At 64.0% G+C, this 26,956-nt stretch carries 22 protein-coding genes; 6 read left to right on the top strand and 16 right to left on the bottom strand.

Translation table 11 applies throughout. The features are described 5' to 3' along the window. Window positions 1-4: 4 nt before the first annotated feature. The 11 genes from KJS55_RS07585 to KJS55_RS07635 all read right to left on the bottom strand — a co-directional run bounded on the left by KJS55_RS07585 (window position 5) and on the right by KJS55_RS07635 (window position 13,248). The gene (locus tag KJS55_RS07585; RefSeq protein WP_187030193.1) at window positions 5-715 is read right to left on the bottom strand and encodes an ABC transporter ATP-binding protein; all 711 of its coding nucleotides are present in this window, start codon (window positions 713-715) and stop codon (window positions 5-7) included. Further along, a complete protein-coding gene (locus KJS55_RS07590) occupies window positions 708-1,550 on the bottom strand; it encodes an ABC transporter ATP-binding protein (RefSeq protein ID WP_187030194.1) in 843 nt (280 codons plus the stop codon). Before KJS55_RS07590 ends, KJS55_RS07585 begins: the two co-directional genes overlap by 8 nt. Continuing rightward, the gene (locus KJS55_RS07595; protein ID WP_228300486.1) at window positions 1,547-2,857 is read right to left on the bottom strand and encodes a branched-chain amino acid ABC transporter permease; all 1,311 of its coding nucleotides are present in this window, start codon (window positions 2,855-2,857) and stop codon (window positions 1,547-1,549) included. Before KJS55_RS07595 ends, KJS55_RS07590 begins: the two co-directional genes overlap by 4 nt. 13 nt (window positions 2,858-2,870) lie before the next feature. Beyond that, the gene (locus KJS55_RS07600) at window positions 2,871-3,746 is read right to left on the bottom strand and encodes a branched-chain amino acid ABC transporter permease (RefSeq protein WP_187030195.1); all 876 of its coding nucleotides are present in this window, start codon (window positions 3,744-3,746) and stop codon (window positions 2,871-2,873) included. Between the two features lie 149 nt (window positions 3,747-3,895). Continuing rightward, window positions 3,896-5,092, bottom strand: a complete 1,197-nt coding sequence (locus KJS55_RS07605) for an ABC transporter substrate-binding protein (RefSeq protein WP_187030196.1) — start codon at window positions 5,090-5,092, stop codon at window positions 3,896-3,898. A gap of 398 nt (window positions 5,093-5,490) precedes the next feature. After that, window positions 5,491-7,335: an ATP-dependent zinc metalloprotease FtsH gene (gene ftsH, locus KJS55_RS07610; protein ID WP_213543045.1), complete on the bottom strand. Its 1,845-nt coding sequence runs from the start codon at window positions 7,333-7,335 to the stop codon at window positions 5,491-5,493. Between the two features lie 162 nt (window positions 7,336-7,497). Beyond that, complete coding sequence (gene hpt, locus KJS55_RS07615) at window positions 7,498-8,052, bottom strand: hypoxanthine phosphoribosyltransferase (protein WP_187030198.1); 555 nt, start codon at window positions 8,050-8,052, stop codon at window positions 7,498-7,500. Next, window positions 8,049-9,407: a tRNA lysidine(34) synthetase TilS gene (gene tilS / locus KJS55_RS07620; RefSeq protein ID WP_213543046.1), complete on the bottom strand. Its 1,359-nt coding sequence runs from the start codon at window positions 9,405-9,407 to the stop codon at window positions 8,049-8,051. The genes hpt and tilS overlap by 4 nt, the downstream gene beginning before the upstream one ends. Further along, on the bottom strand, window positions 9,394-10,743 hold the full coding sequence (dnaB, locus tag KJS55_RS07625) for a replicative DNA helicase (protein ID WP_187030200.1): 1,350 nt from the start codon (window positions 10,741-10,743) through the stop codon (window positions 9,394-9,396). Before dnaB ends, tilS begins: the two co-directional genes overlap by 14 nt. Window positions 10,744-10,785: 42 nt before the next feature. Then, the gene (gene rplI, locus KJS55_RS07630; RefSeq protein WP_187030201.1) at window positions 10,786-11,235 is read right to left on the bottom strand and encodes a 50S ribosomal protein L9; all 450 of its coding nucleotides are present in this window, start codon (window positions 11,233-11,235) and stop codon (window positions 10,786-10,788) included. A gap of 18 nt (window positions 11,236-11,253) precedes the next feature. Further along, window positions 11,254-13,248, bottom strand: a complete 1,995-nt coding sequence (locus KJS55_RS07635) for a DHH family phosphoesterase (protein ID WP_213543047.1) — start codon at window positions 13,246-13,248, stop codon at window positions 11,254-11,256. Between the two features lie 571 nt (window positions 13,249-13,819). On the opposite strand from KJS55_RS07635, the gene KJS55_RS07640 reads away from it, so the two are divergent. Then, window positions 13,820-15,478: a ribonuclease J gene (locus tag KJS55_RS07640; protein ID WP_213543048.1), complete on the top strand. Its 1,659-nt coding sequence runs from the start codon at window positions 13,820-13,822 to the stop codon at window positions 15,476-15,478. Between the two features lie 90 nt (window positions 15,479-15,568). Here KJS55_RS07640 and KJS55_RS07645 read toward each other — a convergent pair whose 3' ends face one another. Further along, complete coding sequence (locus KJS55_RS07645) at window positions 15,569-16,597, bottom strand: helix-turn-helix domain-containing protein (RefSeq protein WP_187030204.1); 1,029 nt, start codon at window positions 16,595-16,597, stop codon at window positions 15,569-15,571. A gap of 616 nt (window positions 16,598-17,213) precedes the next feature. Between KJS55_RS07645 and KJS55_RS07650 the strand changes: the two genes are divergently transcribed. Then, window positions 17,214-17,456 (top strand): DUF6291 domain-containing protein, encoded by a 243-nt coding sequence (locus KJS55_RS07650; protein ID WP_213543049.1) that lies wholly within the window; start codon window positions 17,214-17,216, stop codon window positions 17,454-17,456. 218 nt (window positions 17,457-17,674) lie between these two features. Here KJS55_RS07650 and KJS55_RS07655 read toward each other — a convergent pair whose 3' ends face one another. Next, a complete protein-coding gene (locus tag KJS55_RS07655) occupies window positions 17,675-18,625 on the bottom strand; it encodes an SPFH domain-containing protein (RefSeq protein WP_187030206.1) in 951 nt (316 codons plus the stop codon). After that, the gene (locus tag KJS55_RS07660) at window positions 18,626-19,453 is read right to left on the bottom strand and encodes an NfeD family protein (RefSeq protein ID WP_213543050.1); all 828 of its coding nucleotides are present in this window, start codon (window positions 19,451-19,453) and stop codon (window positions 18,626-18,628) included. 251 nt (window positions 19,454-19,704) lie between these two features. Here KJS55_RS07660 and KJS55_RS07665 point away from each other — a divergent pair, with 251 nt between their 5' ends. The 4 genes from KJS55_RS07665 to groL all read left to right on the top strand — a co-directional run bounded on the left by KJS55_RS07665 (window position 19,705) and on the right by groL (window position 24,163). Next, a complete protein-coding gene (locus KJS55_RS07665; protein WP_187030208.1) occupies window positions 19,705-20,814 on the top strand; it encodes a THUMP domain-containing class I SAM-dependent RNA methyltransferase in 1,110 nt (369 codons plus the stop codon). A gap of 31 nt (window positions 20,815-20,845) precedes the next feature. After that, complete coding sequence (locus tag KJS55_RS07670; protein WP_213543051.1) at window positions 20,846-21,772, top strand: diacylglycerol/lipid kinase family protein; 927 nt, start codon at window positions 20,846-20,848, stop codon at window positions 21,770-21,772. Window positions 21,773-21,980: 208 nt separating this feature from the next. Next, a complete protein-coding gene (locus KJS55_RS07675) occupies window positions 21,981-22,265 on the top strand; it encodes a co-chaperone GroES (RefSeq protein WP_187030210.1) in 285 nt (94 codons plus the stop codon). Between the two features lie 272 nt (window positions 22,266-22,537). Next, window positions 22,538-24,163, top strand: coding sequence for a chaperonin GroEL (gene groL, locus KJS55_RS07680; RefSeq protein ID WP_187030211.1), 1,626 nt, complete (start codon window positions 22,538-22,540; stop codon window positions 24,161-24,163). A 268-nt stretch (window positions 24,164-24,431) separates the two neighbouring features. Here groL and KJS55_RS07685 read toward each other — a convergent pair whose 3' ends face one another. Together KJS55_RS07685 and KJS55_RS07690 are read right to left on the bottom strand one after the other, a co-directional pair. Continuing rightward, the gene (locus tag KJS55_RS07685; RefSeq protein WP_187030212.1) at window positions 24,432-24,992 is read right to left on the bottom strand and encodes a hypothetical protein; all 561 of its coding nucleotides are present in this window, start codon (window positions 24,990-24,992) and stop codon (window positions 24,432-24,434) included. Then, window positions 24,989-26,953, bottom strand: a complete 1,965-nt coding sequence (locus tag KJS55_RS07690; RefSeq protein WP_187030213.1) for a M56 family metallopeptidase — start codon at window positions 26,951-26,953, stop codon at window positions 24,989-24,991. The genes KJS55_RS07685 and KJS55_RS07690 overlap by 4 nt, the downstream gene beginning before the upstream one ends. Window positions 26,954-26,956 lie beyond the last annotated feature (3 nt).

Genomic DNA, 26,956 nt, shown 5'->3' on the forward strand with positions numbered 1-26,956 from the left:
CTTTTTATCCGTTTTTGCCCAGGTACGCCTCTTTCACCCGCTCGTCCGCCAGCAGCTCCGCGCCGGTGCCCCGCATGGTGATATTGCCCGTCTCCAGCACGTACGCAAGGTCCGCGATCTTCAGGGCCATGTTGGCGTTCTGCTCCACCAGCAGCACCGTCACGCCCTGGCGGTTGATCTCCTGGATGATCTTGAAGATATCCTGCACCACCAGGGGCGCAAGGCCCAGGGACGGCTCATCCAGCATCATCAGCTTCGGACGGCTCATCAGTGCCCGGCCCACGGCCAGCATCTGCTGCTCGCCGCCGGAGAGCGTGCCCGCCAGCTGCCAGCTCCGCTCCTGCAGCCGTGGAAAGAGGGTGTATACCCACTCCACGTCCTTTTCAACCTCTGCCTTGTCACGGCGCAAATACGCGCCAATTTTCAGGTTTTCCAGCACCGTCATGTCGGCAAACACCCGCCGCCCCTCGGGGCTCAGGGCAATGCCGGCGCTGATGATCCGGTCGATGGACTTGCCCAACAGCTCCTCGCCGTTCCACTGAATGGAGCCGGACTGGGCCTTCACCAGGCCCGTGATGGTCCGCAGGGTGGTGGACTTGCCCGCGCCGTTGGCGCCGATCAGCGTCACGATTTTACCGTCCGGCACCTCCAGAGAGATGCCCCGCAGGGCCTGGATGCCGCCGTAGGCCACCTGCAGATGTTCAATCTTAAGCATCCTCCGCCACCCCCAGATACGCGTCGATCACGCGCTGATTGTTCTGAATCTCCGCCGGGGTCCCCTGGGCGATCAGCTCGCCGAAGTCCAGCACATAGATGCGGTCGGAAATCCCCATGACCAGATTCATGTGGTGCTCGATCAAAAAGACCGTCAGGTGGAACTGGTCCCGGATCTCCCCAATGAAGGCCGTCAGCTCGTCGGTCTCCTGGGGGTTCATGCCCGCTGCCGGCTCATCCAGCAGCAAAAGCCGCGGATTTGTGGCCAGCGCCCGGGCAATCTCCAGCCGGCGCTGCTTGCCGTAGGGAAGGGACGTTGCAAGATCGTCCTTCACATCCGCAAGGCCCACAATCTCCAACAGCTCCTCCACATGGCGGCGCTGGGCGGCCTCCTCCTTATAGTTCAGCCGGAAGGCGGCGGAGAAGACGTTGCTGGTGCTGCGGCAGTGCTTGGCAATCAGCACGTTGTCAAACACCGTCTGGGACTTCCAAAGCCGGATATTCTGGAACGTGCGGGCCATGCCCATCTGGGTGATTTTGTCCGGCGTGGGAGAGAGGGCGTGGGTGTACTCCCCCGCGTGCTGGCCCTTGTAGAGCTTTTTCATCTTGCCCTGGGGATAGTTCTCAATGATCTTCTTCTCCTGGAACCACACCGCCCCGTTGGAGGGCTGGTACACGCCGGTGACCACGTTGAACGCCGTGGTCTTGCCCGCGCCGTTGGGACCGATCAGGGCCACGATCTCCCCCTGGTTGATCTCCAGGTTCAGGTTATCCACCGCCACCACGCCGCCGAACTGCATGGTGACGTTTTCAATCTTCAGCACTTGCTCGCTCATTGGTGAGCCTCCTTCCGACGGCGCTTGAACAGGTCCGGCAGCTCCTTGTCGCCCATGAGACCCTGGCGGAAGAACAGCACCACAATCATGATCACCAGGGAGAAGGCCACCATCCGGAAGCCGTTGCGCAGGAAGGGCATGGCCATGGACCCGCTCATGAGGTACGAGATCAGCCACCCCATCAGGGCCAGGGCCACCACGGCCGCCGCGATCTGTTTCCACCGTTTTTTCTCATGGCGCTGCTCCCGCAGGATGAGAAGCAGCCCGCCGCCCAGCACCACCACGGAAAACACAGCGATGAAAGCAATCCGCCGGGGGTCTGTGGGGGAGGTGAAGGTCACGCTGGTGTCCAGGAACCGCAGCCACCACTCGCTGGCGGCCACATACAAAAATGCCGCGATGCAGCTGCCGGAGATGGAGCCAATGCCGCCGATGACCACAATCAACAGAATTTCATAGGTCATGGCGGTGGTAAAGGTCTTGGCCTGGGCCTGGTTGGCGAACATGGCGAACATGCCGCCGCCCACCCCGGCGAAGAAGGAGCTGATGCAAAACGCCAGCCGCTTGTGGCGGGAGAGATTGATGCCCATGGCCTCCGCCGCCACCTCGTCGTCCCGCACGGCCTTGAAGGCCCGGCCGTAGGTGGAGTTGATGAGCAGCAGAATCACGCCGATGCACACCGCCCCCAGCAGGAACGGCACGAAGGTGGAAAGCCGCAGGGAGAAGCCCGGCAGCTCAATGTTGAAGCTGGAGAAGGTGGGAAAGCTCTTGAGGGCGTTGGCGCCGTTGGTGACGGGGCCCAATTTGTCCCACTGGAGAATGGCCCGGACAATTTCACCAAAGCCCAGCGTGGCAATGGCGAGATAATCGGACTTGAGCCGCAGCACCGGCAGGCCGATCAGCCACGCAACGACGGCGGCCACGAAGCCCGCCAGCACCAGCGCCGCCAGCACGCCCAGCACCAGTCCCGCCGCGCCGCCGCCGAAGAGCTCCGGCAGGGAGAAGTTCACGGCGGAGCCCTGGTAGATATAGTAGACGCTCTCCCGGGCCGCTGTGGGAATCGTTAAAATCGCGTAGGTGTAGGCGCCCAGCAGCATGAAGCCCGCCTGGCCCAGGGAGAAAAGGCCCGTAAAGCCGTTGAGCAGGTTCATGGAGGAGGCCACCACCGCATAGACCGCGCCCTTTTTCAGCACGGTGAAGAGCATGTGGGTGGGCTTCATGGTGTTTTCCAGAAGGATCACCAGCGCCAGCAGCGCCGCGGCGCAAAGGAGGATGACCCAGGTGCTCCGCTTTTGTTTCTTCTGCACAGTTACCCCTCCCTTACACTTTGTCGGTGATCTTCTCACCGAAGAGGCCGGTGGGCTTCACCACCAGAATCACGATCAGCAGGGCAAAGGTGAAGGCGTCGGAGAAGACGGACCAGCTGGAGCCCTTGATAACGCTCTCGGAGATGCCGATCAAAAAGGCGCCCACCACCGCGCCGGGGATGGACCCGATGCCGCCGAACACCGCCGCCACGAACGCCCTGAGGCCCGGCAGCGCGCCGGAGAGGGGCACGATGGACTGGTAGTTGGTGAAGTAGAGCAGGGACCCCACCGCTGCCAGGAACGAGCCGATGATGAACGTGAAGGAAATCACGCTGTTGATCTTGATACCCATGAGCTGGGCGGTCTCAAAGTCCCGGGACGCGGCCCGCATGGCCATGCCGATCTTGGTGTGGTTGATGAGCTGGGTCAGCGCCACCACCAGCACCACCACCAGCACCGGCGTGACCACCGTCACCCATTTGGTGGAGACGCCGGCAATCGTCACCTGGCTGGAAAGCCCGGGGATGGCCGGGTACATCTGAGGAAGGCCGCCGGTGATATAGGTGGCGAAGTTTTGCAGAAGATAGCTCACGCCGATGGCGGAGATCATCACGCTCATCCGGGGGGCGGAGCGCAGGGGCTTATAGGCGCACCGCTCGATGAAAAAGCCCAGGGCCACCACCAGCACCACCATCAGCGGCAGGGCGACGGGCAGCGGCAGGCTGGCGCTGAGATAGACCATGATCAGGCCCGCGGCCATAAATACGTCGCCGTGGGCGAAGTTGATCAGGCGCAAAATGCCGTATACCAGCGTATAGCCAATAGCGATCAGGGCGTATTGTCCGCCCAGAGAGATGCCCGAGAGCAGGATGGAAAGGCCGTATTGCACAGAAAACCCTCCCCTTTCTTTCAAATCAGTTTACAGCTTGGGACCGTCGCGAAAAGGGCCGGAGAACGTCGGCCGCTTTCGAGGCGGCCCTGGGAAAGCGCGTCTGGCGGAGGAACGTCCCTCCGCCAGACGTACATGCTCGTCAGGAATCAGCCGACGGTCTGCACCGTTTCCAGAGTCCAGGCCGCGTTTGCGTTGTCCGCGGTCTTGATATAGGCGGTGTCGCGGATGGCGTCGCCCTGGTCGTCAAAGGCGATCTCGCCGGAGACGCCGGTATAGGTGACAGAGGGCAGAGCGGCCTTCACAGCGGCGGGGTCCGTGGAGCCGGCGGCCTTCAGGGCCTCCAGCGCCACATAGTAGACGTCGTAGCCCATGGCGGTGACGGCGGCGATGGTGTCGTTGCCGCCGTTGTTGGTCATGGCGGTGGCGTCCTCATTCAGCCAGGCCTTGATGCCCTCGTCGAACTCCGGAGAGCCGCCCTCCTGGTAGAAGGTGGAGACGTAGAGCTGCACGTTGGAGCCGGCCGCGGCCTCCAGCACCATGTTGCTGTCCAGGGTGTCGGAGCCCAGGATGGGGGTCTCCAGGCCCATGGAGGCGGCCAGCTTCACGATCTGGGTGGAGTAGGCGATGGAGACGGGGCAGAAAATCACGTCGCAGCCCTCGCTCTTGGCCTTGTTGAGATAGGTGGTGAAGTCGGAGGTGTTGGTGGGGAAGGAGTCCTTGACCACCTCGCCGTCAAAGGCCTGCTCGAAGTAGGTGATCAGGCCCTGATCATACTCGTTGCCCAGCTCGCCCAGGAGATACGCCTTCTTAGCGGAGAACTTCTCCTGCGCGAAGTTTGCAAGGACCGTGCCCTGGAAGGGGTCCAGGAAGCAGATGCGGAAGTAGTAGTCGTTGCCGGCAGTCACCTGGGGGTTGGTGCAGGTCACGCCGATGGCGGCAAGGCCGGCCTCGTCAAAGGTGGGGCCGGCGGCGATGGAGACGCCCGAGCCATAGGAGCCCAGCACCAGGGAGACGTCCTTGCTCACCAGCTCGCTGGCGGCGGTGATAGCCTTGGAGGAGTCGGAGCCGTTGTCGGCGTAGACCAGCTCCACCGTATAGGTCTCGCCGCCGATGTCCACGGTGGGAGTCTCCTGATTGGCGTACTGCATGCCCAGCATCTCCTGCTTGCCGCCAGGGCCGGAGTCGCCGGTGGCGGGCTCGAACACGCCGATGCGCACCACCTTGTCGCCAGAACCCTCGGCGTCGTTGGCGGCGTCGCCGTCAGAGCTGCCGGAATCGCCGCCGCAGGCCGCAAGGCTCAGCGCCATGGCCAGAGACAGCATGAGTGCCCAAAACTTTTTCATGTTCATCAATCCTCCTGTTTGACTGGGACAGACAGTTGTCCCTTATGTAGGAAACATTTTACGTGGTTTTACGTAATTTGGCAAGATGAATATTTCACAGAAAGATTTTCCGGATTCCATGCTTTTTATAAGGTGAATTCAGAAATTTCCTAAAATTTGTCCGCGGGAGATAGACAAATGCCGCTGTGGAAGCAGTTTCCATCTGGAAGCTGTTTCCGTCCGGCGTACAGGGATTTTCGTGATTTTGCTGAACAGGGAAATGGCGGCAGCCATCCTACAGCCTGTCAACAGGCATTGAGAGGGGCGCCGGGAAAGCCCTGCGGCTGCCGGGGAGATCGGAGCGCCGCGGATTTCCAGATAGAAGCGCCGAGGGGACGGCATCTGCCGTCCCCACAAAATCAATCTGCCGCCCCGGGCTCCACCACGGCCAAAAACGCCTCCCGTCCCATGGTCTCGTGGTCCAGGAGATACGCGGCCACCGCGTCCAGCTGCTCCCGCCGCTCGGTGAGAATGGCCTCACAGCGCTGGTAGGCGCGGCCCACCAGGGCTTTTACCTCCTCGTCGATCTGAGCCGCCACGGATTCGGAATAGCTGCGGCCCTGGGTCATGGTCCGGCCGATGAACACCTCGTCGTGGCCGGAGTCAAAGGCCACGGTGCCAAGGCGCTCGCTCATGCCGTAGCTGGCCACCATCTTCCGGGCGATGGCCGAGGCCCGCTGAATGTCGTTGCTGGCGCCAGTGGAGATATCTCCCAGGCACAGCTTCTCCGCCACCCGGCCCCCCAGCAGGGCCGTGATCTGATCCTCCATATACCGCTTGGAGAGATAGGAGCGGTCCTCCTCCGGCAGCGAGATGGTCATGCCGCCGGCCCGTCCCCGGGGGACGATGGTGATCTGGCTCACCGGGTCCTGATCGGGCAGGGCGTGCATCACCACGGCGTGGCCCGCCTCGTGCCAGGCGGTGAGCCGCCGCTCGTGCTCCGGAATCACCCGGCTGTGCTTCTCCGGTCCGGCGATGACCTTGATCTCCGCGGCCTGCAAGTCCTCCATGGTGATGAAGCGCTGGTGCTTGCGCCCCGCCAGCAGCGCCCCCTCGTTGATGAGGTTTTCCAGGTCCGCGCCGGTGAAGCCGGCAGTTCCCTGGGCCAGCTTCCTCAGGTCCACATCCTCCGCCAGAGGCTTGCCCTTGGCATGGACCTTCAAAATCTCCTCCCGGCCCTTGATGTCCGGCAATCCCACATAGATCTGCCGGTCAAAGCGGCCGGGCCGCAGGAGGGCGGGGTCCAGCACATCCGCGCGGTTGGTGGCGGCCAGGACCACCACCCCCTCGTTGGAGGCAAAGCCGTCCATCTCCACCAGCAGCTGGTTGAGGGTCTGCTCCCGCTCGTCGTGCCCGCCGCCAAGACCGGTGCCCCGCTGACGGCCCACGGCGTCGATCTCATCAATGAATACGATGGCGGGAGAGTTCTTTTTCGCCTGCTCAAAGAGGTCCCGGACCCGGCTGGCGCCCACGCCCACATACAGCTCCACAAAGTCCGAGCCGGAGATGGAGAGGAAGCCCACGCCGGCCTCCCCCGCCACGGCCTTGGCAAGCAGCGTCTTGCCGGTGCCCGGAGGGCCCACCAGCAGCACGCCCTTGGGAATCCGCGCCCCCAGGGAGATGAACTGCTTGGGGTCCTTGAGGAACTCCACAATCTCCTGGAGCTCCTCCTTCTCCTCGTCGGCGCCGGCCACATCGTCAAAGGTGACTTTCTTATCCTGGTCCGAGAGCATCCGGGTCCGGGCGGCGCCGAATTTGGCCATCCGGTCCGGCCCCATGCCGCCGCCCTGGGTGCGGACCACCATGAAGTAGAAGAGGGCCCCCAGCACCAGCGCCGTGAGAATCCAGGGCAGGAGCAGCTCCAGCCAGTTGGTGGTCTCCGGCGGGGGATAGTTGTAGGAGGTGATGACCCCCCTGGCCTTCTGGTCCCGGACCAGGTCGTTGAGGTCGCTGTAAAAGAGAGAAAAATCGTAGATGTGGTACTGGACCTGTCCCTCCGGCTGATCCCGCAGCGTCAGCGTGAGGGTATTGCCGTCGGAAAAGGAGAAGGAAGAGACCTTCTCCTGCTCAAAGAGCTGGACCACTTCGGAATAGACCAATTCCTCCGACTGCCGGTTCAATCGCCAGATCCAGTTCATGCACAGGAAAATGACCAGTGCCAGCAGCAGGAAGGTAAGGTTGGATGCACGATGTTGTCTTGACAAAAGAGACCCTCCTTCAGGGACAGTTTCATGAAGCCGCCGCGCGGCTGAAACGGATGCGCCGAGACCTCCACGCCTTTCCCGCGCCCTTTGTCCGCACCGGAAGGGGCCGTTTCGAGATTACGCGTGAGGGATCTGGCGATGCGCTTTCGCGCCGGGGCGGCCTTACTGGCCGGCGTAGACCTCCGGCTTCAAAACGCCGATATAGGGAATGTTGCGGTAGGCCTGGGCATAATCCAGGCCGTAGCCCACCACGAACTCGTCCGGCACCGTGAAGCCCACAAGGTCCGCAGTGACCGCCTTGGTGCGGCGGGCGGGCTTGTCGAGCAGCGTCACGATGGTGATGGAGGCGGCGCCCTTGGTCAGAAAATAGTCCTTCAGGAAGGCCAGGGTGTTGCCGGAGTCCAGAATATCCTCCACAATGATCAGGTGCCGCCCGGAGATATCCTGCTGAATGTCATGGTTGATGTGGACCCGCCCGGAGGAGACGGTGGCATTTTCATAGGAGCTGACGGCGATGAACTCCACATCGCTTTTGAGCTGGCAGGCCCGGACCAGGTCCGCCATAAAGACAAAGGAGCCCTTCAGAACCCCCAGGAACAGCGGATTTTTTCCCGCAAACCGTTCATAGAGCGCGCCGCCCAGCTCCGCGATGCGGCGTTTGAGCTGCTCCTCCGTCACCAGGACCTTGAAAAGGTCCTGCTCCATCTCGCTTTTCATGGATGCCCTCCCTCTTTGTTCTCTCTGATTTGAATAAACCGGCAGGGGACGCCTCCCGGCAGAAATTCCATGTCCACGCCCAGCCGCCACACAGCCGCCAGGCGCCCGCCCACATACACGGCGGGAAGCCGGTCCCGCTGGCGGAGGGAAATCCCCCGGTCCAGGCACAGCCGCTTCACGCTGCGGCTTCCGCGGCTCCCCGGCAGAGCCAGCCGTTCCCCGGCAATCACCGGGGCCACGGTGAGGACCTCCCCGGCCGCAGGCGGCCGCAGGGCAAGGCCCTCCCCGCTGGGGAGATCCAGCAGCGTCAGGGTGTAGTCCCCCCAGCGGAAGGACTGCCCGGGCAGCGGCTGCACCTCGCTCAGGGGCTGGGGCCGGGTCTCCAGGAGGAGCCACCCCCGGCAGTACCGGGCGGTGACCCCGTGGGGCAGATCCAGCCGGCCCTCCTTGCTCCAGGCGGTATTCCGGGCCATCGTCATCATGGCCCGCAGGTGAACGGCGCCGATGTCTCTGCGCCCAACGCCCAGCAGGTCAAAAAGCCGCAGCAGCATCCGGGGCCGCACGGCGTCCGGGGCCTCCCCCAGCGCCCGCAGCGAGAGCGTCACCCGCCCCTCCTGCACCTCCACATGGGCGGTGCGGCGGCGGGCCTCCTCCTCCAGGGACCGCTCCGCGATGCGCAGCTGGTCCGCCGCGGCGCTCATGTGCTCCACCGCCCTTGGGTTCAGCTCCCGGAGCAGGGGCATCACGTTCAGCCGCAGAAAGTTTCGGGCCGCGGCGCCCGGGTCTTGATTGGTGGCGTCCTCCACGTGGGGGATGCCGTGGGCGGCGGCGTAGGCCTGCAGCTCTTCCCGCCGCACCTGCAGCAGGGGGCGGAAGATGCCGTTTTGACTCATGGGCATCCCCGCGAGGCCGGCAAGGCCGGTCCCCCGGACCAGGTTTAAAAGCATGGTCTCCGCGTTGTCGTCGGCGTGGTGGGCGGTGTAGATGCGGACGCCGCCCAGACGCTCCGCCTCCCGCCGCAAATAGGCATACCGGGCGTTCCGGGCGGCCTCCTCCAGGGAGAGCTTCTCCTCTGCGGCCAGGGCGCGCACGTCGGCGGAGCCGGCTGCAAAGGGGATTTCCCGCTCCCGGCACCAGTCCCGGACAAAGGCCTCGTCCCGGTCGGACTCCGCCCCCCGAAGCTGATGGTTGAAGTGGGCGGCAATCACAGCCCCCTCCCGCTCCCGGCACCACCGGTCCAGCAGGTCCAGCAGGCACATGGAGTCCAGGCCCCCGGACACGGCGCACAGCACCGTCCTCCCCCGCCCCGGCAGCACCCACCTGGGCGCCCGGGAGAGCAGGTCATTCGTCGTCATATCTGGTATCTAAGGTGGAAAATGTGGTATATTCGGGCATCCACCGCAGCTCCACCTTGCCGGTCTCGCCGTGGCGGTTCTTCGCCACGATGCACTCGGCAATGTTGTGCTTTTCCGAGTCCTCATTATAATAGTCGTCCCGGTACAAAAAGAGAACGATGTCCGCGTCCTGCTCAATGGCGCCGGATTCCCGCAGGTCTGAGAGCATGGGCCGCTTGTCGTCCCGCTTTTCGTTGGCACGGCTGAGCTGGCTGAGGCAGATCACGGGGACGTTCAATTCCTTTGCCATGATCTTCAGCATCCGGGACATGTCGGAGACCACCTGCTGGCGGTTCTCCCCGCCCCGGCCGGAGCCTCCGGCGGAGGTCATCAGCTGCAAATAGTCGATAACCACCAGGCCCAGGGAGTCGATCCGGCGGCACTTGGCGTTCATATCCGCCACGGAGAGCATGGGGTTGTCGTCGATCCGGATGTCCATCCGGTTGAGAACCGTGGCCGCGCCGGCGATTTTCTCCCAGTCCGTCTCCCGCAGGCTGCCGGTTTTCAGCCGCGTGTTTTCCACCAGAGCCTCGGAGCTTAAAAGCCGGGTGGCCAGCTGTTCCCGAGACATTTCCAGGGAAAAGACCGCCACGGTTTTCTGAGCGCTCCGGGCCACGTTCAGCGCGATGTTCAGCGCGAAGGAGGTCTTGCCCATGCCGGGCCGGGCCGCCAGCAAAATGAGGTCGGACTTGTTGAGGCCCGTGATCTTCTGGTCCACAGCGGACAGGCCCGTGGACAGGCCCGGCAGGTGGTCCTCGCTCTCGCTCATCTCGCTCAGGCGGTCCAGCACGTCCGGCAGCACCTGCCGCAGGGGCACCATGTCCTGGGCGCTCTGGCCCCGGCGGATGGCGTAGACCTTCTGCTCCGCCGCCTCCAGGATGTCTCCGGCCTCGCCCACACCCTCCTGCACCAGGGCGGTGATCTCCGCCGCAGCCTGGGCAACGCCCCGGAGAAGCGCCTTGTCCCGGACAATGGCCACATACTCCATCACGTTGGCGCTGGTGGGGGTGATCTCCATCAGCTGGGCCAGGTACGAGCGGGTGGTTTGGTCGTCATAGGTGCCGGCCTTTTGCATCTCCTCGCAGACGGTGATGCCGTCAATGGGCTTGGCGTAGGCGAACATGGAGTAAATGGTCTCAAAAATCTCCCGGTTCTGCCGGAGATAGAAGTCGGCCGGGCGCAGCTTGTCCATCACGTCTTTGACGCAGCGCTCGTCAATCAGCATAGAGCCAAGGACGGCCTGCTCCCCCTCCAGGGAGTGGGGCATCTGCCGCAAGAGAAGGTCTTCGTTTGGCATGTTGTTGTCACCTCGCTGGGGCCGTCCCATCAGACGGCCGACTCACTTCTCCTCATATACCGAGACGTACACGGTCCCATTCACCTCAAAGCCCAGCTTTGCTTTCACCTGATAGCTGCCAAAGGCCTTGATGGGCTCCTCCAAAACCAGCTTCTGCTTGGGGACGTCCACTCCGAACTGCTCCTTGAGCCCCTCGGAGATCTCCTTGGTGGTCACGGCGCCAAAGAGCTTGCCGCCGCTGCCCGCCTTGGCGGTGAGCTTCACCATGCACTCCTTGAGCTTCTCCGCCGTGGCCTCCGCCTCGGCCTTCAGCCGGGCCTCCTCCGCCTTGCGGGCCTTCTCCTTGAGATTCATGGTGTTGATGGCGTCGGGCGTGGCGGCGATGGCCAGCTTCCGGGGCAGAAGAAAGTTCCGGGCATAGCCCTCGCTCACCTCTACCAGCTGGCCCTTCTTGCCCTGGCCCCGCACGTCCTGCTGTAAAATCACTTTCATGGATGTCGCGCTCCTTTGTTATTTTTCAAAATAGGCGTCGATGGCGTCCACCAGCCGCGTCTTGACGGCGGAAACGTCGCCATGCTCCACCCGCCCGCCGGCGGTGGTGGAATTTCCGCCGCCGCCCAGGGCCTCTAAGATGACCTGCACGTTGATATCCCCCAGGGAGCGGGCGGACATCAGCACATCCTCCCCGCTGCGGTAGAGGACAAAGCTGGCCTGGACCCCCTTGAGGGTCAGCAGCTCGTCGGCGGCCTGGGCCGCGGCCACCCGGTCCACCCCGTCCTCGGGAATGACGGAGAGGGCGATGTTCTCCCGGTAGAGGTCCGCCCGCCGGATGATGTCATAGCGAGTGACCATGTCCTGAAGGTCGCTTTGGAACAGCCGCTGGACCGAGGCGGTGTCTGCCCCCGCCCGCCGCAAAAACGCCGCGGCCTCAAAGGTCCGCCCGCCGGTGCGCTGGGTGAAGTGCTTCGTGTCCAGCACGATGCCCGCCAGAAGCGCCTCCGCCTCCTCCCGCAGAAGGTCCATGGGCTCCACCAGGTACTGCAAAAGCTCTGTCACCAGCTCCGAGGCGGAGGAGGCATAGGGCTCGTGGAAGCTGAAGGCCGCGTTTTCAATATAGCTGGCGGAGCGGCGGTGGTGGTCGATGACCGCCACCCGGTTGCAGCTCTCCAGCACCTGGTGGCTCTCCACCATGTCGGGGCGGCTGGTGTCCACCACCACCAGAAGGGCCCCCGGACGAAGCCGCAAAAAGGCCTCGCTGCCGGGGAGAAAGACGTCCGCGTACTCCGGCAGGGCCTGGAGAGCGGCCAGCAGCGGCCCGGCGGCGTTGCGCTCCAGATCAATGACGATCCGGGCGGTCTTTCCCTGCTTTCTCGCCGCGCAGCAAACGCCCACCGCCGCGCCCACGGCGTCCATGTCGGCAAAGCTGTGGCCCATGATATAGACCTCGCCGGCGTCCGCCATCAGCTCCCGCAGGGCGTTGGCCATCACCCGGGACTTCACCTTCGTCCGCTTTTCCGAGGACTTGCTCCGCCCGCCGTAGAACTCAAAGTCCACTCTCCCCCGGACCACCGCCTGGTCGCCGCCCCGGCTCAGGGCCATCTCCAGGGAGAGCTTGGCGTTTTTATAGAGCTCCGGAATGCCGTCGGCATCCTTGCCCACGCCGATGGAGAGGGTGGGATAGACCCCCTCCCCCAGCCGGATCTCCCGGATGGAGTCCAGGATGGAGAATTTCTCCTCCGCGAAGTGGGGGTAATGGCACTCCTCAAAGAGGAAGAGGTAGCGGTCCCGCTCGGTTTTCAGCAGCAGCCCCTCCCCCGCCGCGGCCCAGGCGCCCAGCTTTTCGTCAATCTGGGCCAGGATGGCGCTGCGCGCCGTGTCGGCGCAGGCCTTCATCAAATCCTCGTAGTTGTCCAGCATCAAAATCGCCAGCACCGGGCGGGTGGCGGTGTAGGCGGCGCGGAGGTGGTCGGCCTCGGTGGTGTCCACCCAGTAGGTGGTGGCCACCAGGCTCTGCTCCCCGCCCCGGCCCCTGGCCCGGACCAGGCTGCCGTAGACCCGGAAGCGGCGGCTGTTCATCTCCACCCGCTCCGGGCACTCCTGTTTGCGCTCCAGAAGCCACTGAACGGGGAAATGGGGCACCGCGTCCTCCACCCGCATCTCAAAAAGGTGCTCCCGCACGCCGGCCAGCTGCAAAAAGTTCTCGTTGCTCCAGATGACCTCTCCGGTGTCGGGCCGGAAGACCATGATGGGCAGCGGAGAGTTGATGAGGGTGGACTTGCTGGCGGTGTCCACGCTGCCGGTGACGTTGTCGATATACTGCATGATGTTCTGGCGGCGCTTTTGGTTGCGGCTGCGAAAATAGGCGTACAGCGCCGCGGTGGCCACGCCCTCCACCAGCGCCAGAAGCGGGCTGATGGGCACGGCGGCCAGGGTAAAGATCACCAGAAAGAGGAAGTACAGCTTTAAATTCGGCTCCAGCAGACGGGAGAGTTTTTTGTTGTTCATCGCAAACGCTCCTTGACGCGGCGCCCGGACAGCGGGGACGGCCGCCATTGCTTTAGAGTCTTAGTATAGCAGTTTCAGGAAAAAGAAGCAATGGAAAAAGCGAAAAAAGAGCCGGCGCCGGCATGGAACGCGGGGAAAAACCGCCCTCCGGCCCCCCGGCTCCCCGGGGCGCGGCCGCCATGCCTGCCCGCCGGGTGCAAAACAAATGAAAATTTCTGTATACAAACCGCCTTTTCTGTGTTATAATGAACAGTACCAATGTATGATCGCTGCCATATGACCTGCCGCCGGAGGGCGCGGAGGCGGCGCATGGACCAGGGCGCCCGGGCGGCGCCGGGGGGAGGGTGCTCCCCCGCTCATTTTCTTTGTGTTTTGCTGCGGCGCGTGCCGCTGCGGTGGAAATAGAGACAGAGGCTCCCATAGGCTTTTCCTGGCGTGACCGGACCTCCTGACAGCGAAACGGGGCTGTGCAGGCGACGGACGCCTGGGTTTTCTGCGCCCTTTTTGGCGCGTGTGACCGGGCCTGGAATGGGAGGCTTCCATACTTTTTTGGAAAGAAGGAATTTCATTCATGGCAGAAAAATTGAAAATCATTCCCTTGGGCGGACTCAATGAGATCGGCAAGAACATGACGGTCTTTGAGTTCGGCGGGGAGATCATCGTGGTGGACTGCGGCATGGCCTTCCCCGGGGACGACATGTACGGCATTGACTCCATCATCCCCGACGTGACCTATCTCATCAAAAACCGGGCCCGGATTCGGGGCCTCTTCATCACCCACGGCCACGAGGACCACGTGGGGGCCATCCCCTATGTGCTCAAGCAGGTGAACATGCCCATCTACTGCACCCGCTTCACCGCGGGCCTCATCAAGCTCAAGCTGGAGGAGCACGGTCTTACAAAGTCCACCAAGCTCATCACCGTGGAGCCGGGCAAGAGCGTCCGGGCGGGCAAGTTCACCGTGGAGTTCATCCATGTGAACCACTCCATCGCGGACTCCGTGGCCTTTGCCATCCACACCCACATGGGAACCGTGGTCCACACCGGCGACTTCAAGATCGACTCCACCCCCATCGACGGGGAGGTGATCGACCTGGCCCGGTTCGGGGAGCTGGGCAAGGAGGGCGTTTTGTGCCTGTGCGCCGACTCCACCAACGTGGAGCGCCCGGGCTTCACCCCATCGGAAAAAACGGTGGGAGCCACCTTTGCCCGCCAGTTCCAAAACTGCGACGAGCGCATCATCGTCACCACCTTCGCCTCCAACGTCCACCGGATTCAGCAGGTCCTTACCGCGGCGGCCCAGGCGGGGCGGAAGGTGGCCGTCACCGGCCGCAGCATGGAGAACATGATGCGGGTTTCCACGGAGCTGGGGTATATGAAGGTGCCCAAGAACACCCTCATGGACATCAGCCGGATCAAGGGCCTGCCCAAGAACAAGCAGGTCATCGTCACCACCGGCTCCCAGGGCGAGGAGATGAGCGCCCTGTACCGCATGGCCTTCTCCACCCACAAGCAGGTGGAGCTGGGGGCGGGGGACAAGGTGATTATCTCCGCCTCCGCCATCCCCGGCAACGAGGTCACGGTGGGCCGGGTCATCAACGAGCTCTTCCGCAAGGGGGTCAAGGTGGTCTACGACCGGGCCGACATGCTCCACGTCTCCGGCCACGCCTGCCAGGAGGAGCTGAAGATCATCCACGCCCTGACCAAGCCCCGGTTTTTCGTCCCCCTCCACGGCGAGCAGCGGATGCTCCAGATCCACTCCCAGGTGGCCCAGCAGATGGGCATGGACCGCAACCACATCGCCATTGCCGACAACGGCACCGTGGTGGAGCTGACCACCAAGACGCTGAAATTGGGCGGCACCGTGCCCGCCGGCGAGATCTACGTGGACGGCGCGGGCGTTGGCGACGTGGGGACCGTGGTCATGCGGGACCGCAAGCGCCTGGCTGAGGACGGCATGGTGGTGGTGGTCCTGCCCATCTCCGCCCACAACGGGGACCTGCTCAGCGAGCCGGAGATCGTCACCCGGGGCTTCATCTATGTCAAGGAGTCCGGGGATTTGATGAAGGAGCTTCAGAGCGTGGCCCAGGACGCGGCGGAGTCCGTCTCCCGCAAGCGCGCCCGGGACGATGGGGAGCTGCGGGGCACGGTGAAGTCCGCCGTCAGCAGCTACCTCTTCAAAACCACCCGGAGAAGTCCCATGGTCATTCCCGTTGTGACCAGACTGTAAAAAGAAAAGCCGTGCCTGAACCTTCAGGCACGGCTTTTTATGATGCTGAAAGCGTGGAAAGAGACGGTGAAAAAGCGGCCGGGCACGGTCTTACGGCGTCCTCCAGCGCTGGAGAAGCGCCCTGTACTCCGGCAGCTCCCAGAGGAAGGCACACGCCTGGTCCCGCTCCACCTCATCCAGCAGAAGGGAGATCAGCGGCGTCTGGGCCTCCCCGGCGGCGTCCTTTGTCAAGAGATGGCGGTACAGCGGGGACTCGCTCAAATCCCAGGGCGAGGCCAGGCTGCGGAGCATCCGCTCCAGCAGGCGGATGGCCTGGGGGCCGTCCTGTTCCGCCAGCGCCAGCTGCAAAGGCGCGGAGAGCACCGCGTAGTCTGAGAGGTCCAGACATGCCCCCGCCTGCTCCGCCCGATCCGAGAGCAGGCGGGCATAGGCCCAGTCCCCCTCCTCCAGGGCCCACTCGATCATCTTCAGCAGCACCGTCTGAAGCCCGTGGGCGTGGTCAAAGAGCTCCCGCTCCAAAAGCGTCCAGGCCTCCCCCGTGCGCCCCTGCCTGCGCCGCAGGGCAGCCAGGGTTTCCCGCTTGCCCCGGTGGGTGTCGGAGAGCGCTTCCAGCAGCGTTTCCGCCCGGTCCAGCTCCCCCCGCTTCAGCAGGCGGATGGCCAGGGCGTGGACGGCCCACTCCCGAACCTGAGGGTCGGCGCTGTTCCGGCAGCGCTCGTAGAGGGCGCCGATCTCCTCCTGCCTTTGCTCCGGCCCGCCGCAGAGGAGCCCCTCCAGCAGCACGGCTACGCTGTAGGCCAGACGGTCGTTCCCCGGGAACTCCCGGAGCTTTTCCTCCGCCCGGGCGAAGGCCGCGTCGAAGCCCTCCGCCCGGGCCGCCTCATGGAGCGTGTTCAAAAACATCCCGATCTCCTGGTCCGTCAAATCCTCCTGAAAGCTCAGCAGCGTGTTCAAATCCACTCCCAGCGTCCGGGCCAGCACCGGCAGCAGCGTGATGTCCGGATAGGAGCCCGCCCGCTCCCACTTGTTCACCGCTGGGGCGGAGACCCCCAGCTTCCCCGCCAGCTGTTCCTGGGTCAGCCCCAGCTCCCTCCGCCGGTTCCGAATGATCTCGTGCATGTTCATGGACCTCTCCCCTTTCCATCTGCCATGATACCAGACCTCCCCCGCCCGCGCAATCGAGAGGCGTTCAGCTTTCCGGCGGATTTTTTAACCAATGGTTAAAAGCGGTGGAAGAAGGTTCGCGCTTGGAACCGGCGAGGCATCCCCGGCCTCCGGGCCAAGAAAAACATACAGGGCTTCAAAAGGCGCACTGTGACGCCCAAAAGAGGGGGGACAGCGGCCCTCCAGGCCCGGAGGCCGCTCCCCTGGCGGCGGGCCACGGGCCTGCGGCTCTTTTTCTCTGTCTTTCTCTCTTTTCTATCTCTTTTCCTATATCCGCAAAATCTTCCTGAATTTTGAAAAACTTCTCCAGGCCTTGCCCCGCCGCGTGCAAGGCTCCCGCTCCGGCGCGCCCTCTGTAGAAGAACACCCGCCCGGGAGGGGCGGGAGAGGGAGGGGGATTTTTGATGCGGGGAAAGCGATCCAGCATCCTTTTGTATTTTGACAACTACCACCGGGTGGCGGGACTTCCGGATGAACAGCTGGGCCTTCTCTTCCGGGCCCTCAGGAGTGCGGCGAGCGGGAGTCCGGCGGCCAGGACGGCATCACCGGCTTTGAGAGCCGCTACCCCGCGATGTCGGAAAAGACCCAGATGGCCTTCTTGTTCATGGCGGACACCATCCGCCGGGACGCGGCGGCCTACGCCGAAAAGTGCGCCAACTATCAAAACGCGGCCCGGCGCCGGGCGGAGAGGAGCCGGGCGGAGCCAGCCCCCGCGGCAGCGCCGCCCAAACCAGGGCCGGAGGAGGAGATTGTCCCCGCCCCAGCCGCCATCCGGCGGCAGCTGGAGGCGCTCATCCGGGAGGGCCGGGGCTAAGCCGCAAAAGGGGCAAAGCCCTGCCGCGCGGGGGATTCGCTGCGAGCTTTCAGCGGACCATGGCTCCCCGCGGCGCGCTTTCTGCCGTGTACACAGCGATTCGATTCCTTTCACGCCCACACCCGCAGGCGCGTTTCGGAGCGCGCCGGAGATAGCGGGAAGCTCCGCGAGACTTTGATTCATGGAGAGAGGACCGCCAAAGGCGGTCCTCTCTTTGGTTATTCGGCTTTGGGCTCCTCGCTTTCAAAGACGGCCTTTGCGCTGGCCGCCAGGCCCGCCAGGCCCTGGAGCTCCGAGGGGATGATGATCTTCGTGGCCTTGCCGTCCGCCACCTTCTGCATGGCCTCCAGCGCCTTGAGCTTCACCACCTGGTCGTTGGGCGCGGCGGCGTTCAAAAGACGCAGGGAGTCCGCCATGGCCTGCTGCACCTGCATGATGGCCTGGGCCTCCGCCTCCGCGGCCATAATGCGGGCCTCCTTCTCGCCCTCGGCCTTCAAAATCGCGGCCTGCTTGGCGGCGTCCGCCTTCAGGATGGCGGACTGCTTCTCGCCCTCGGCCACCAGAATCTGGCTCTGCTTCTGGCCCTCCGCCTGGAGGATGGACTCCCGGCGCTCCCGCTCCGCCTTCATCTGCTTTTCCATGGCGTTCTGGATCTCCTTGGGCGGGATGATGTTCTTCAGCTCCACCCGGTTGACCTTGATGCCCCAGGGGTCCGTGGCCTCGTCCAGAATGGAGCGCATCTTGGCGTTGATGGTGTCCCGGCTGGTGAGGGATTGGTCCAGCTCCATCTCACCGATGATGTTGCGCAGCGTCGTTGCCGTGAGGTTCTCAATGGCGCTCATGGGGTGCTCCACGCCGTAGGTATAGAGCTTGGGATCGGTAATCTGGAAGTAGATGACCGTGTCGATCTGCATGGTGACGTTGTCCTTGGTGATGACGGGCTGGGGGGCGAAGTCCGCCACCTGCTCCTTCAAGGACACCTTCTTGGCCACCCGCATGAGAAAGGGCACCTTGAAGTGCAGACCCACATTCCACACGGTGTGGAACGCGCCCAAGCGCTCCACCACATACGCCTTGGACTGCTGGACAATGTGAATGTTGCCGATCAGCAGCACCAGAACCAGCGCCACCAGAATCAAGATAGCCGCGATACTGAAAATGCCTTCCATTTATTGAACTCCTTCCTTTTCCACACATGGATTGACAATGAGCTTCACGCCCTCCATGGACGTAATCTCCACAGGTTCCCCGGCCGGAATCACGGCGCCGTCGGCGCTGCGGGCGGTCCAGGTCTTGCCGTCCACATAGACGGCGCCGGAGGAATTTTCGTTGTCGATGGTCTCCGTCACCTTGCCGGTGGCTCCCAGCACCCGGTCCGCGTTGGTAGGCACCGCCTTGCCGGTGGAGAGCTTTCGCACCAGGGGCCGGGTGGCCGCCAGAGCCGCCGCCGAGACCACGAGAAACAGCACGATCTGGGCCAGAAGGCTCAATCCCGCCGCCGCGGCCAGCAGAGCCGCCACGGAGCCCACCACAAACCAGATGGAGACCAGCCCCGCCGTCGCCGCCTCCACAATGCCAAAGACGATGATGGCTCCAATCCAAACAAAGGTCATCATGTGATCCACGCCTCCTTTCAAAAGTTTGATACACAGCAGGAGCAGCAGCGTCACGCAGAGCAGACTGCCGGCGCCCACCCACTTGTTCTCCGGAGAGAGATTCGTGAAAAACGAGGACAGCGCTGTTTTCAGCGTCCGGCGCTCCGGGTGCTCCGGGGCCCGCGCCTCCCGCCCGGGAAGGGGGACCTCCTCGCAAAACAGCTCGTTCATCGTCACGCCATAGCGGTTGCAGATGAAAATGATTTTTTCAATCTCCGGATAGCCCCGGCAGGACTCCCACTTGCTGACCGCCTGCCGCGAGACCTTGAGCTGGGCGGCAAACTCCTCCTGCGTCATTCCGTTTTTCCGGCGCACCTCCTGCAACCGCTGTCCAAAGGGCATTCCTGTCTCCTCCATGTCTGAAATTCTAGCAAAGCTCCCCCGTCTTTTCCACCAACTTCAATTTGCAGCCGGAAGATTCCGCGCAACCTGAGGTTTGCATCCTGACAAAAAACCGGACGCTTTTATCATAGCATACCCAGATGGGGAAAACCATTTCATTTCGGTTACAATCTGCCGCATTGCGTTCTCCCCGGTTTCCTGTTATACTACGTCCAGGAACAGCAAACCATGAGTAAAAAGGAGGGGCGGCCATGACGCTGACGGTGCCCTGTTTGTTTGGATTGGAATCCCTGGTGGCCGACGAGATGCGGCGGCTGAATCTCGGAGGCGTCCGGGCGGAGAACGGAAGGGTCCACTGCGAGGGGACGATGGCGGACATCGCCCGGCTGAACATCAATCTCCGGTGCGGGGCCCGGGTGCTGATGGAGCTGGGCTCCTTTCCGGCCCCGGACTTTGAATCCCTCTTCCAGGGCGTGGCGGCCCTCCCCTGGGAGGACTTCATCCCCTCTGACGGGGAGTTCCCCGTGAAGGGCTACTCCTTAAACTCCAAGCTCCACTCCGTTCCCGCCTGCCAGGCGATTGTGAAAAAAGCGGCGGCGCAGCGGCTGGGCCGGGCCTATGGCCGGGAGACGCTGCCGGAGACCGGGCGGCGGTATCAGATTCAGTTCGCCATCATCAAGGACACCGCGGCGCTCTACCTGGACACCTCCGGCGAGGGGCTCTACAAGCGGGGCTACCGGGCCCAGAATCTGGGCGCGCCGCTGCGGGAAACCCTGGCGGCGGCGCTGGTGCTGCTCTCCCGCTACCGGGGGAGGGATGCGTTCTGCGACCCCTTCTGCGGCTCCGGCACGATCCCCATCGAGGCGGCCCTCATCGCCAAGAACCGGGCTCCCGGCCTGGAGAGGAGCTTTGCCGCCCAGAAGTGGAAAACCATGCCTGGAACACTCTGGCTGGACGCGGCGGAGGAGGCGATGGACAAGGAGTTCCACGGCAGCTACGACATCTGGGGCGGAGACATCGACCCCGCCGCCGTGGAATTGAGCCGCCACAACGCGGCCCTGGCGGGGGTGGAGGACTGCGTGCGCTTCGAGGTGGCGGACGCCGGGAAGTTTCACCGGGAGAGCGCGTATGGCCAGCTGGTGACAAACCCGCCCTATGGCGAGCGGCTTTTGGAAAAAACGGAGGCAGAGGCCCTCTACCGCCGCTTCGGGGCCGCTGCGCGGACCCTGCCGCCGGGGTGGAGAGTCGTGGTCCTCTCCTCCCACACGGAATTTGAGCGGGCCTTCGGCCGCCCGGCGGATAAAAAGCGCAAGCTCTACAACGGCATGCTCAAGTGCGACGCGTTTTTGTACGGGCGCTGACCGCGGGGACGAACATCAAGGAGGGAGCGCCATGCGCCATGTATGGATCATCAACCCCCACGCAGGCAAGCGGGACCAGACCGCCCGGATGTACGCCATGGCGGACGCGCTGCGCCGGCGGCACGGCCTGGAGTGCCAGTGCCTGCTGACCGACCGCCCCGGCGGGGCCGGGGAGATGGCCCGGCGCCTGGCCGAGAGCGGCGGCGCGGTGCGGATCTACGCCTGCGGCGGCGACGGCACCATCCATGAGGTGGCGGGCGGAATTGCGGGCTTTGACAACGCGGCGATGACCTCGATTCCAGCCGGCACGGGGAATGACTTTTTGAAGAATTTCGGCCCGGACGCGGAGAAGTTCTCCGATGCGGAGAACCTCTGGGACGGACCGGAGTTCCCCCTGGACCTGATCGAGTGCAACGGCCGGTACTGCCTCACCATCGCCTGCAACGGGATTGACGCTCAGGTGGCGGACAGCGTCCACCGGATCACCGACGCCTCCCCTCTCAGAGGCCGGGGGAGCTATCTTGCGTCGGTGGCGGTCAATTTCCTCTTCCGCGATCTGGGCCACCGGTGGACGGTCTGGCTGGACGGCAGGGCGGTGGAGGGGGAATTCGCTCTGGTGTCCATGTGTAACGGGCGGTACTATGGCGGCGGCTCTATGCCGGTGCCGGAGGCCCGGATGGATGACGGCGTCCTCCACACCATTCTAGTCCGAAAGGTTGGAAGGGTGGCCTTTGCCAAGCTCTTTGCGGCCTATTCCGCCGGGGAGTCCTGGAAATTTCCCCAGATTGCCCGGGTGGTGACGGCCAGGGAGGTCCGCATCCGCTCCCACGGGGAGGAGATCGTCACCTGCCTGGACGGAGAGTGCTTCCGCAGCGGCGAGGTCACGATGCGCCTTGCGGAGAAGCGGGTGCGCTTCTTCGGCCCCCGGGGGTGCAGCCCCAACGCCACGGCCCGCTGAGGCCGCGCCCGGCAGGGGCGGCGCTTTTTTGGAAAGCGGGGGACTCCGCGTTGGCGGAGTTTTTGCAAATTCACAAAATCTTCATAGATACCCCCTTTACAAATGGAAAACATTGCGCTATGATAACAGCGTTAGCACTCGAGAAAGAAGAGTGCTAACGCTGAATTTGTTTTTCATGGAAATGAAATATGATAAGGAGGAACCCAGCATGAAACTTACACCTCTTGCGGACCGCGTCATTTTGAAGATGGTCGAGACCGAGGAGACCACCAAGGGCGGCATCATCCTCACTGGCAGCGCCAAGGAAAAGCCCTCCGTGGCGGAGGTCATCTCCGTAGGCCCCGGCGGAAATGTGGACGGCAAGGACATTGTGATGACTGTGAAGGTGGGCGACAAGGTGATCACCAGCCAGTACGCCGGCACAAAGGTGACGTTGGAGGACGTGGAATACGTGGTCGTCCGCCAGAACGACATTCTGGCCATCGTGGAATGACCTTCGGTCTTAAAGAGGGGACCGCGTCCCCCCTTTAGATTCCCCCTCACCAGTCTGCGGACTGGTGAACGCCGCCCCCGGCGGCTGGGTCGTGGAATTTTCGGCAGGCGCATGTCCTGCCGAAAATGATGGAAGATCTTTGATTTGCCAAAGGCAAATCAACCGGGAAAAACCTGGGTTTTTCCCTGGCCCCTTTTCCTGGCGCCTGCGGGCGCGGGTTTCCGGGGCGCTTGTTCAATGTAAATTCATCTTCTGTTTGGAGGTAATGCAGTATGTCTAAGCTCATCAAGCGCGGCGACGAGGCCCGCAAGGCCCTGGAAGCCGGCGTCAATTCCCTGGCCGATACCGTCAAGATCACCCTGGGCCCCAAGGGCCGCAACGTGGTTCTGGACAAGAAGTACGGCTCTCCCCTCATCACCAACGACGGCGTGACCATCGCCAAGGAGATCGAACTGGACGACCCCTTTGAGAACATGGGCGCCCAGCTGGTGAAGGAGGTCTCCACCAAGACCAACGACGTGGCCGGCGACGGCACCACCACCGCCACCCTCCTGGCCCAGGCCATGATCCACGAGGGCCTCAAGAACCTGGCCGCCGGCGCCAACCCCATCGTGGTGAAGAAGGGCATGTCCAAGGCCGTGGAGGCCGCCGTGGCCGAGGTCAAGAAGCAGTCCAAGAGCGTGGACGGCTCCAAGGACATCGCCCGCGTGGGCGCGGTGTCCTCCGGTGACGACACCATCGGTCAGCTCATCGCGGACGCCATGGAAAAGGTCAGCGCCGACGGCGTCATCACCATCGAGGAGTCCAAGACCGCTGAGACCTACAGCGAGGTGGTCGAGGGCATGCAGTTTGACCGGGGCTATATCACCCCCTATATGGTCACTGACACTGAGAAGATGGAGGCCGTCATCGACGACGCCTATATCCTCATCACCGATAAAAAGATCTCCGTGATCGCCGACATTCTGCCCATCCTGGAGACCCTGGTCCAGTCCGGCAAGAAGCTGGTGATCGTGGCCGAGGACGTGGAGGGCGAGGCCCTGAACACCCTGATCGTGAACCGTCTGCGGGGCACGCTGAACGTGGTGTGCGTGAAGGCCCCCGGCTTTGGCGACCGCCGCAAGGAGATGCTGCAGGATATCGCCATCCTCACCGGCGGCACCGTCATCAGCGAGGAGGTGGGCCTGGAGCTCAAGACCGCCGACATCTCCATGCTGGGCCGCGCCCGTCAGGTGAAGGTCACGAAGGAGACCACCACCATCGTGGACGGCGCCGGCGATTCCCAGGCCATCAAGGACCGGGTGAGCCAGATCCGCGCCCAGATTGCCGTTACCACCAGCGATTACGATAAGGAAAAGCTCCAGGAGCGCCTGGCAAAGCTCTCCGGCGGCGTGGCCGTCATCAAGGTGGGCGCTGCCACGGAGACCGAGATGAAGGAGAAGAAGCTGCGCATCGAGGATGCCCTGAACGCCACCCGCGCCGCTGTTGAGGAGGGCGTGGTCGCCGGCGGCGGCACGATCTTTGTCAACGTCATCCCCGCCGTGGAGGCTCTGCTCTCTACCGTGGAGGGCGACGAGAAGACCGGCGTGCGCATTGTCGCCAAGGCTCTGGAGGCCCCCATCCGTCAGATCGCCGCCAACGCCGGCCTGGACGGTTCCGTGATTCTGGAGAAGGTCCGCGCCTCCGGCAAGAATGGCTACGGCTTCGACGCCTATAAGGAGGAGTACTGCGACATGGTCTCCGCCGGCATCATCGACCCGGCCAAGGTGACTCGCTCCGCTCTGGAGAACGCCGCCTCCGTCAGCTCCATGGTGCTGACCACCGAGTCTCTGGTGGCCGACAAGCCCGAGCCCCCGGCTCCGGCCCCGGCAGCTCCCGACATGGGTGGGATGTATTGATAAATGCCTCAAGCCCCCGGCCATCAGGCCGGGGGCTTTTCCCGTGGGGACTCGGGCGAACTCAGGGGGCCCCCGCAAAATCGAAGATTTTGTGGGGAAAGGAGGAGCGGCGGAATGAGTAAGCCCCGCCGCGGGCGGCGGGGCGCGGGATACGGAGCCCGCGACAACGCAGCCTCCGGCTCCGGCCCCGGCAGCTCCCGACATGGGTGGGATGTATTGATAAATGCCTCAAGCCCCCGGCCATCAGGCCGGGGGCTTTTCCGAATTCTCACTCTGCCGCCTTCTCCCGGAACAGCCGCCGCAGGGCAAACATGGCCGCCATGATGCAAAGGCCCACAATCAAAGAGGCTCCGGCGAACGCGTAGAGGACCGGTTCCACTTCCAGCCATTCCGAGGCATAGAGGAGGCAGGTGGTCAGCGTCAAAAGAACCGTCTGCACCGTCCGCCACTGACGGATGCGCTGGTCTACCCCCGCCTCCGGCGGCTGGTGGACGGACGCCAGCTCCGCGCAGTCTGTGAGGAATTGGAAGTGGAAATAGATACCCGCCACGGCGATCAACAGGTCCAGCGGGAGGAAGAGGCCGTCCACGCTCCGCCCCGCCCAGGACAGCAGCCAGTCCGCACCGTTCCACGCCGCCAGCGCAATCCCCAGGGGCCGCAGCAGCAGGAAATCCCGCTGCTCCCCGCGGAGCTTTCCAATGGCGGAGAGAAACAGCAGATAGGCCGCCCAGTCCGGCAGGACGTTAAGGGGACCGAGGTTGACGTCGAAATAGAGAAAGAAATATCCCCAGGCGGCGTGGGACACGCCCTGGTACAAGGTCTGCGTCATTGCGGTCCTCCTTCCACCGGCAGAAGCGTCAGCTCCGCCGCCAGGACGTCGTTGAGATAGAGGTCCGCGGCGTAGGCCCCCGGCAGGGAGAACGGAAAGCCGCCGCCGGAACCGCCCCCGCCCAGGCGGACCGTGGGCCCCCAGCCCTCCTCCAGGGTGCGGGAGGACCAGGCGCTGCCGTCTGTGCTGGAGCCGCCGCCGTCCGGATGCTCTGGATTCTGGAGCGTCGGCCGCTCCTCCCCTTCGCCCATGGGCGCGTAGCTGACCCCAATCCGGGAGAGGGCGGACTCCTCGTCCGCGCCGCCCAGGCAGGCGGCGTGGAGAAGATAGCTCTCCCGCAGGATGTCAAAGTTCGCCCCGGGCCGGGGCGCCAGGTCCAGGGAGGTCTGAGGGCCTAAAAACCAGCTTCCATCGGTTTCCACCGTCACGGTGGAGTCCACGGAGCAGCTGGTTTGCAGCAGCACGGCAACCTGAAAGCCCGCGCCAGTACCCTGGTAGCGCCAGGCCGGCAGATCCTCACAGCCCCAGTCCCAGCCGCCGCTCTGGGTCTCCACGGCCCGAAACGCCTCCAGGGGAGTCACCACCCAGCGCCGGCCTTCCCGCTCCGCCTGGACGCTCTGGACGGCCAGGTACCAGGTGTTTTCCTCTGCCGGCCGGCCCTCCGGCGGGTAGTTCAGCTCCACCACCAGCAGGGCCTCCCACACGTCCGCTTCCGTCTCCACCAGATTGTAGTACACATAGCCCCGCTGCTCGTTGGGCCAGGCGGGAAGACCGGAGTTCCACTCTTTGTTGGGCCAGCCGCTGCGCTTGGCCGTCAACTGAAGAGACTGAGCCAGGGGCTGCTGCTGGGAGAGGGGCGCGCACATGGCGCGGTAGACGCCGTTTTGCGCCAGGACCGCCTTGGCGTAGGCGTCCAGGGCCCCGGCATAGGTGGTGCAGTACGTGGTCCGGGCGGAGGCCATGGCAACATCCACCGCCTGTTCAGAACTGCCAAGGCCGCCCGTGTAAACCGCCTGGGCGCGCTGCCCCAGCAGCAGCGGCAGCGCCAGCACCACCGTCACGCACACGGAGGCCAGCGCCATCCCCGCGGGGTATTTTTTGAACCGGGCAATGGCCTCAATCCGGCGCCGGATGTTCCTGCCTCCATTGGCCATGGACGAGGTGCCGGGAGCCCGGGCATAGACTTCATCAGCCATGGAGAGCAGAATCCGGCCGTATTCTCGCCGCTCCTCCCCCTCCAGCCGCTCCAGCACCCGCTGGTCGCACAGGGCTTCCAGGTCGTTGCCGGCCTGGTTTGCGCAGTACCATAACAGCGGGTTGCACCAGTGAACGCACCGGGCAAGGCAGAGAACAAGCCCCCAGAGGACATCCCGGTATTGGAGATGCAGCAGCTCGTGGAGCAGCACCTTCTCGTCCGTCTCCCCGGCGGGCAGGGCCAGCACTGGGTGAACAAGGCCGCAGATGAAGGCGGAGGAGAGGCCCGGCACCTCTACGGCGGGACAGGCCGTGAGGCCGTACCGCTCCGCCGCGGCGGCAATCTGGGCGGTACGCGCCTCCCCCGCCGGCTGGCCCCGGCGCAGCGCCGCCCGCAGGCGGATATAGGAGACGAGATAGCGTCCCAGCAGCGCCAGAACCCCTGCGAGATAGAGGAGGTACAGCCAGTCTGCCCAGGTCCGGGGAGCTGCCGCGGGCGGCAGCGGAATGGGGGCGGATACCGCCGTCAGGGTGTACGTCCCGGTGAGCAGAGTTTTGGCCGTCTCCACCAGCCAGGGCCAGTTGATAAGGACGTACCGCCCGCCCCAGCCCGCCGGTACCAGCAGCACCAGCCCCAGCACGCCCCAGGCGGCGGCCTGCCACCGGGGGGAGAGCTTGTCCCGGAACACGGCCTTCACCGCCAGCAGCAGCGCCGCCGCACCGGAGACTGTCAGAGTTTGCAGCAAAAAGCCCCAGAGATCGGTCACGGT

Source organism: Pusillibacter faecalis (genome assembly GCF_018408705.1).
Classification (GTDB): domain Bacteria; phylum Bacillota; class Clostridia; order Oscillospirales; family Oscillospiraceae; genus Oscillibacter; species Oscillibacter faecalis.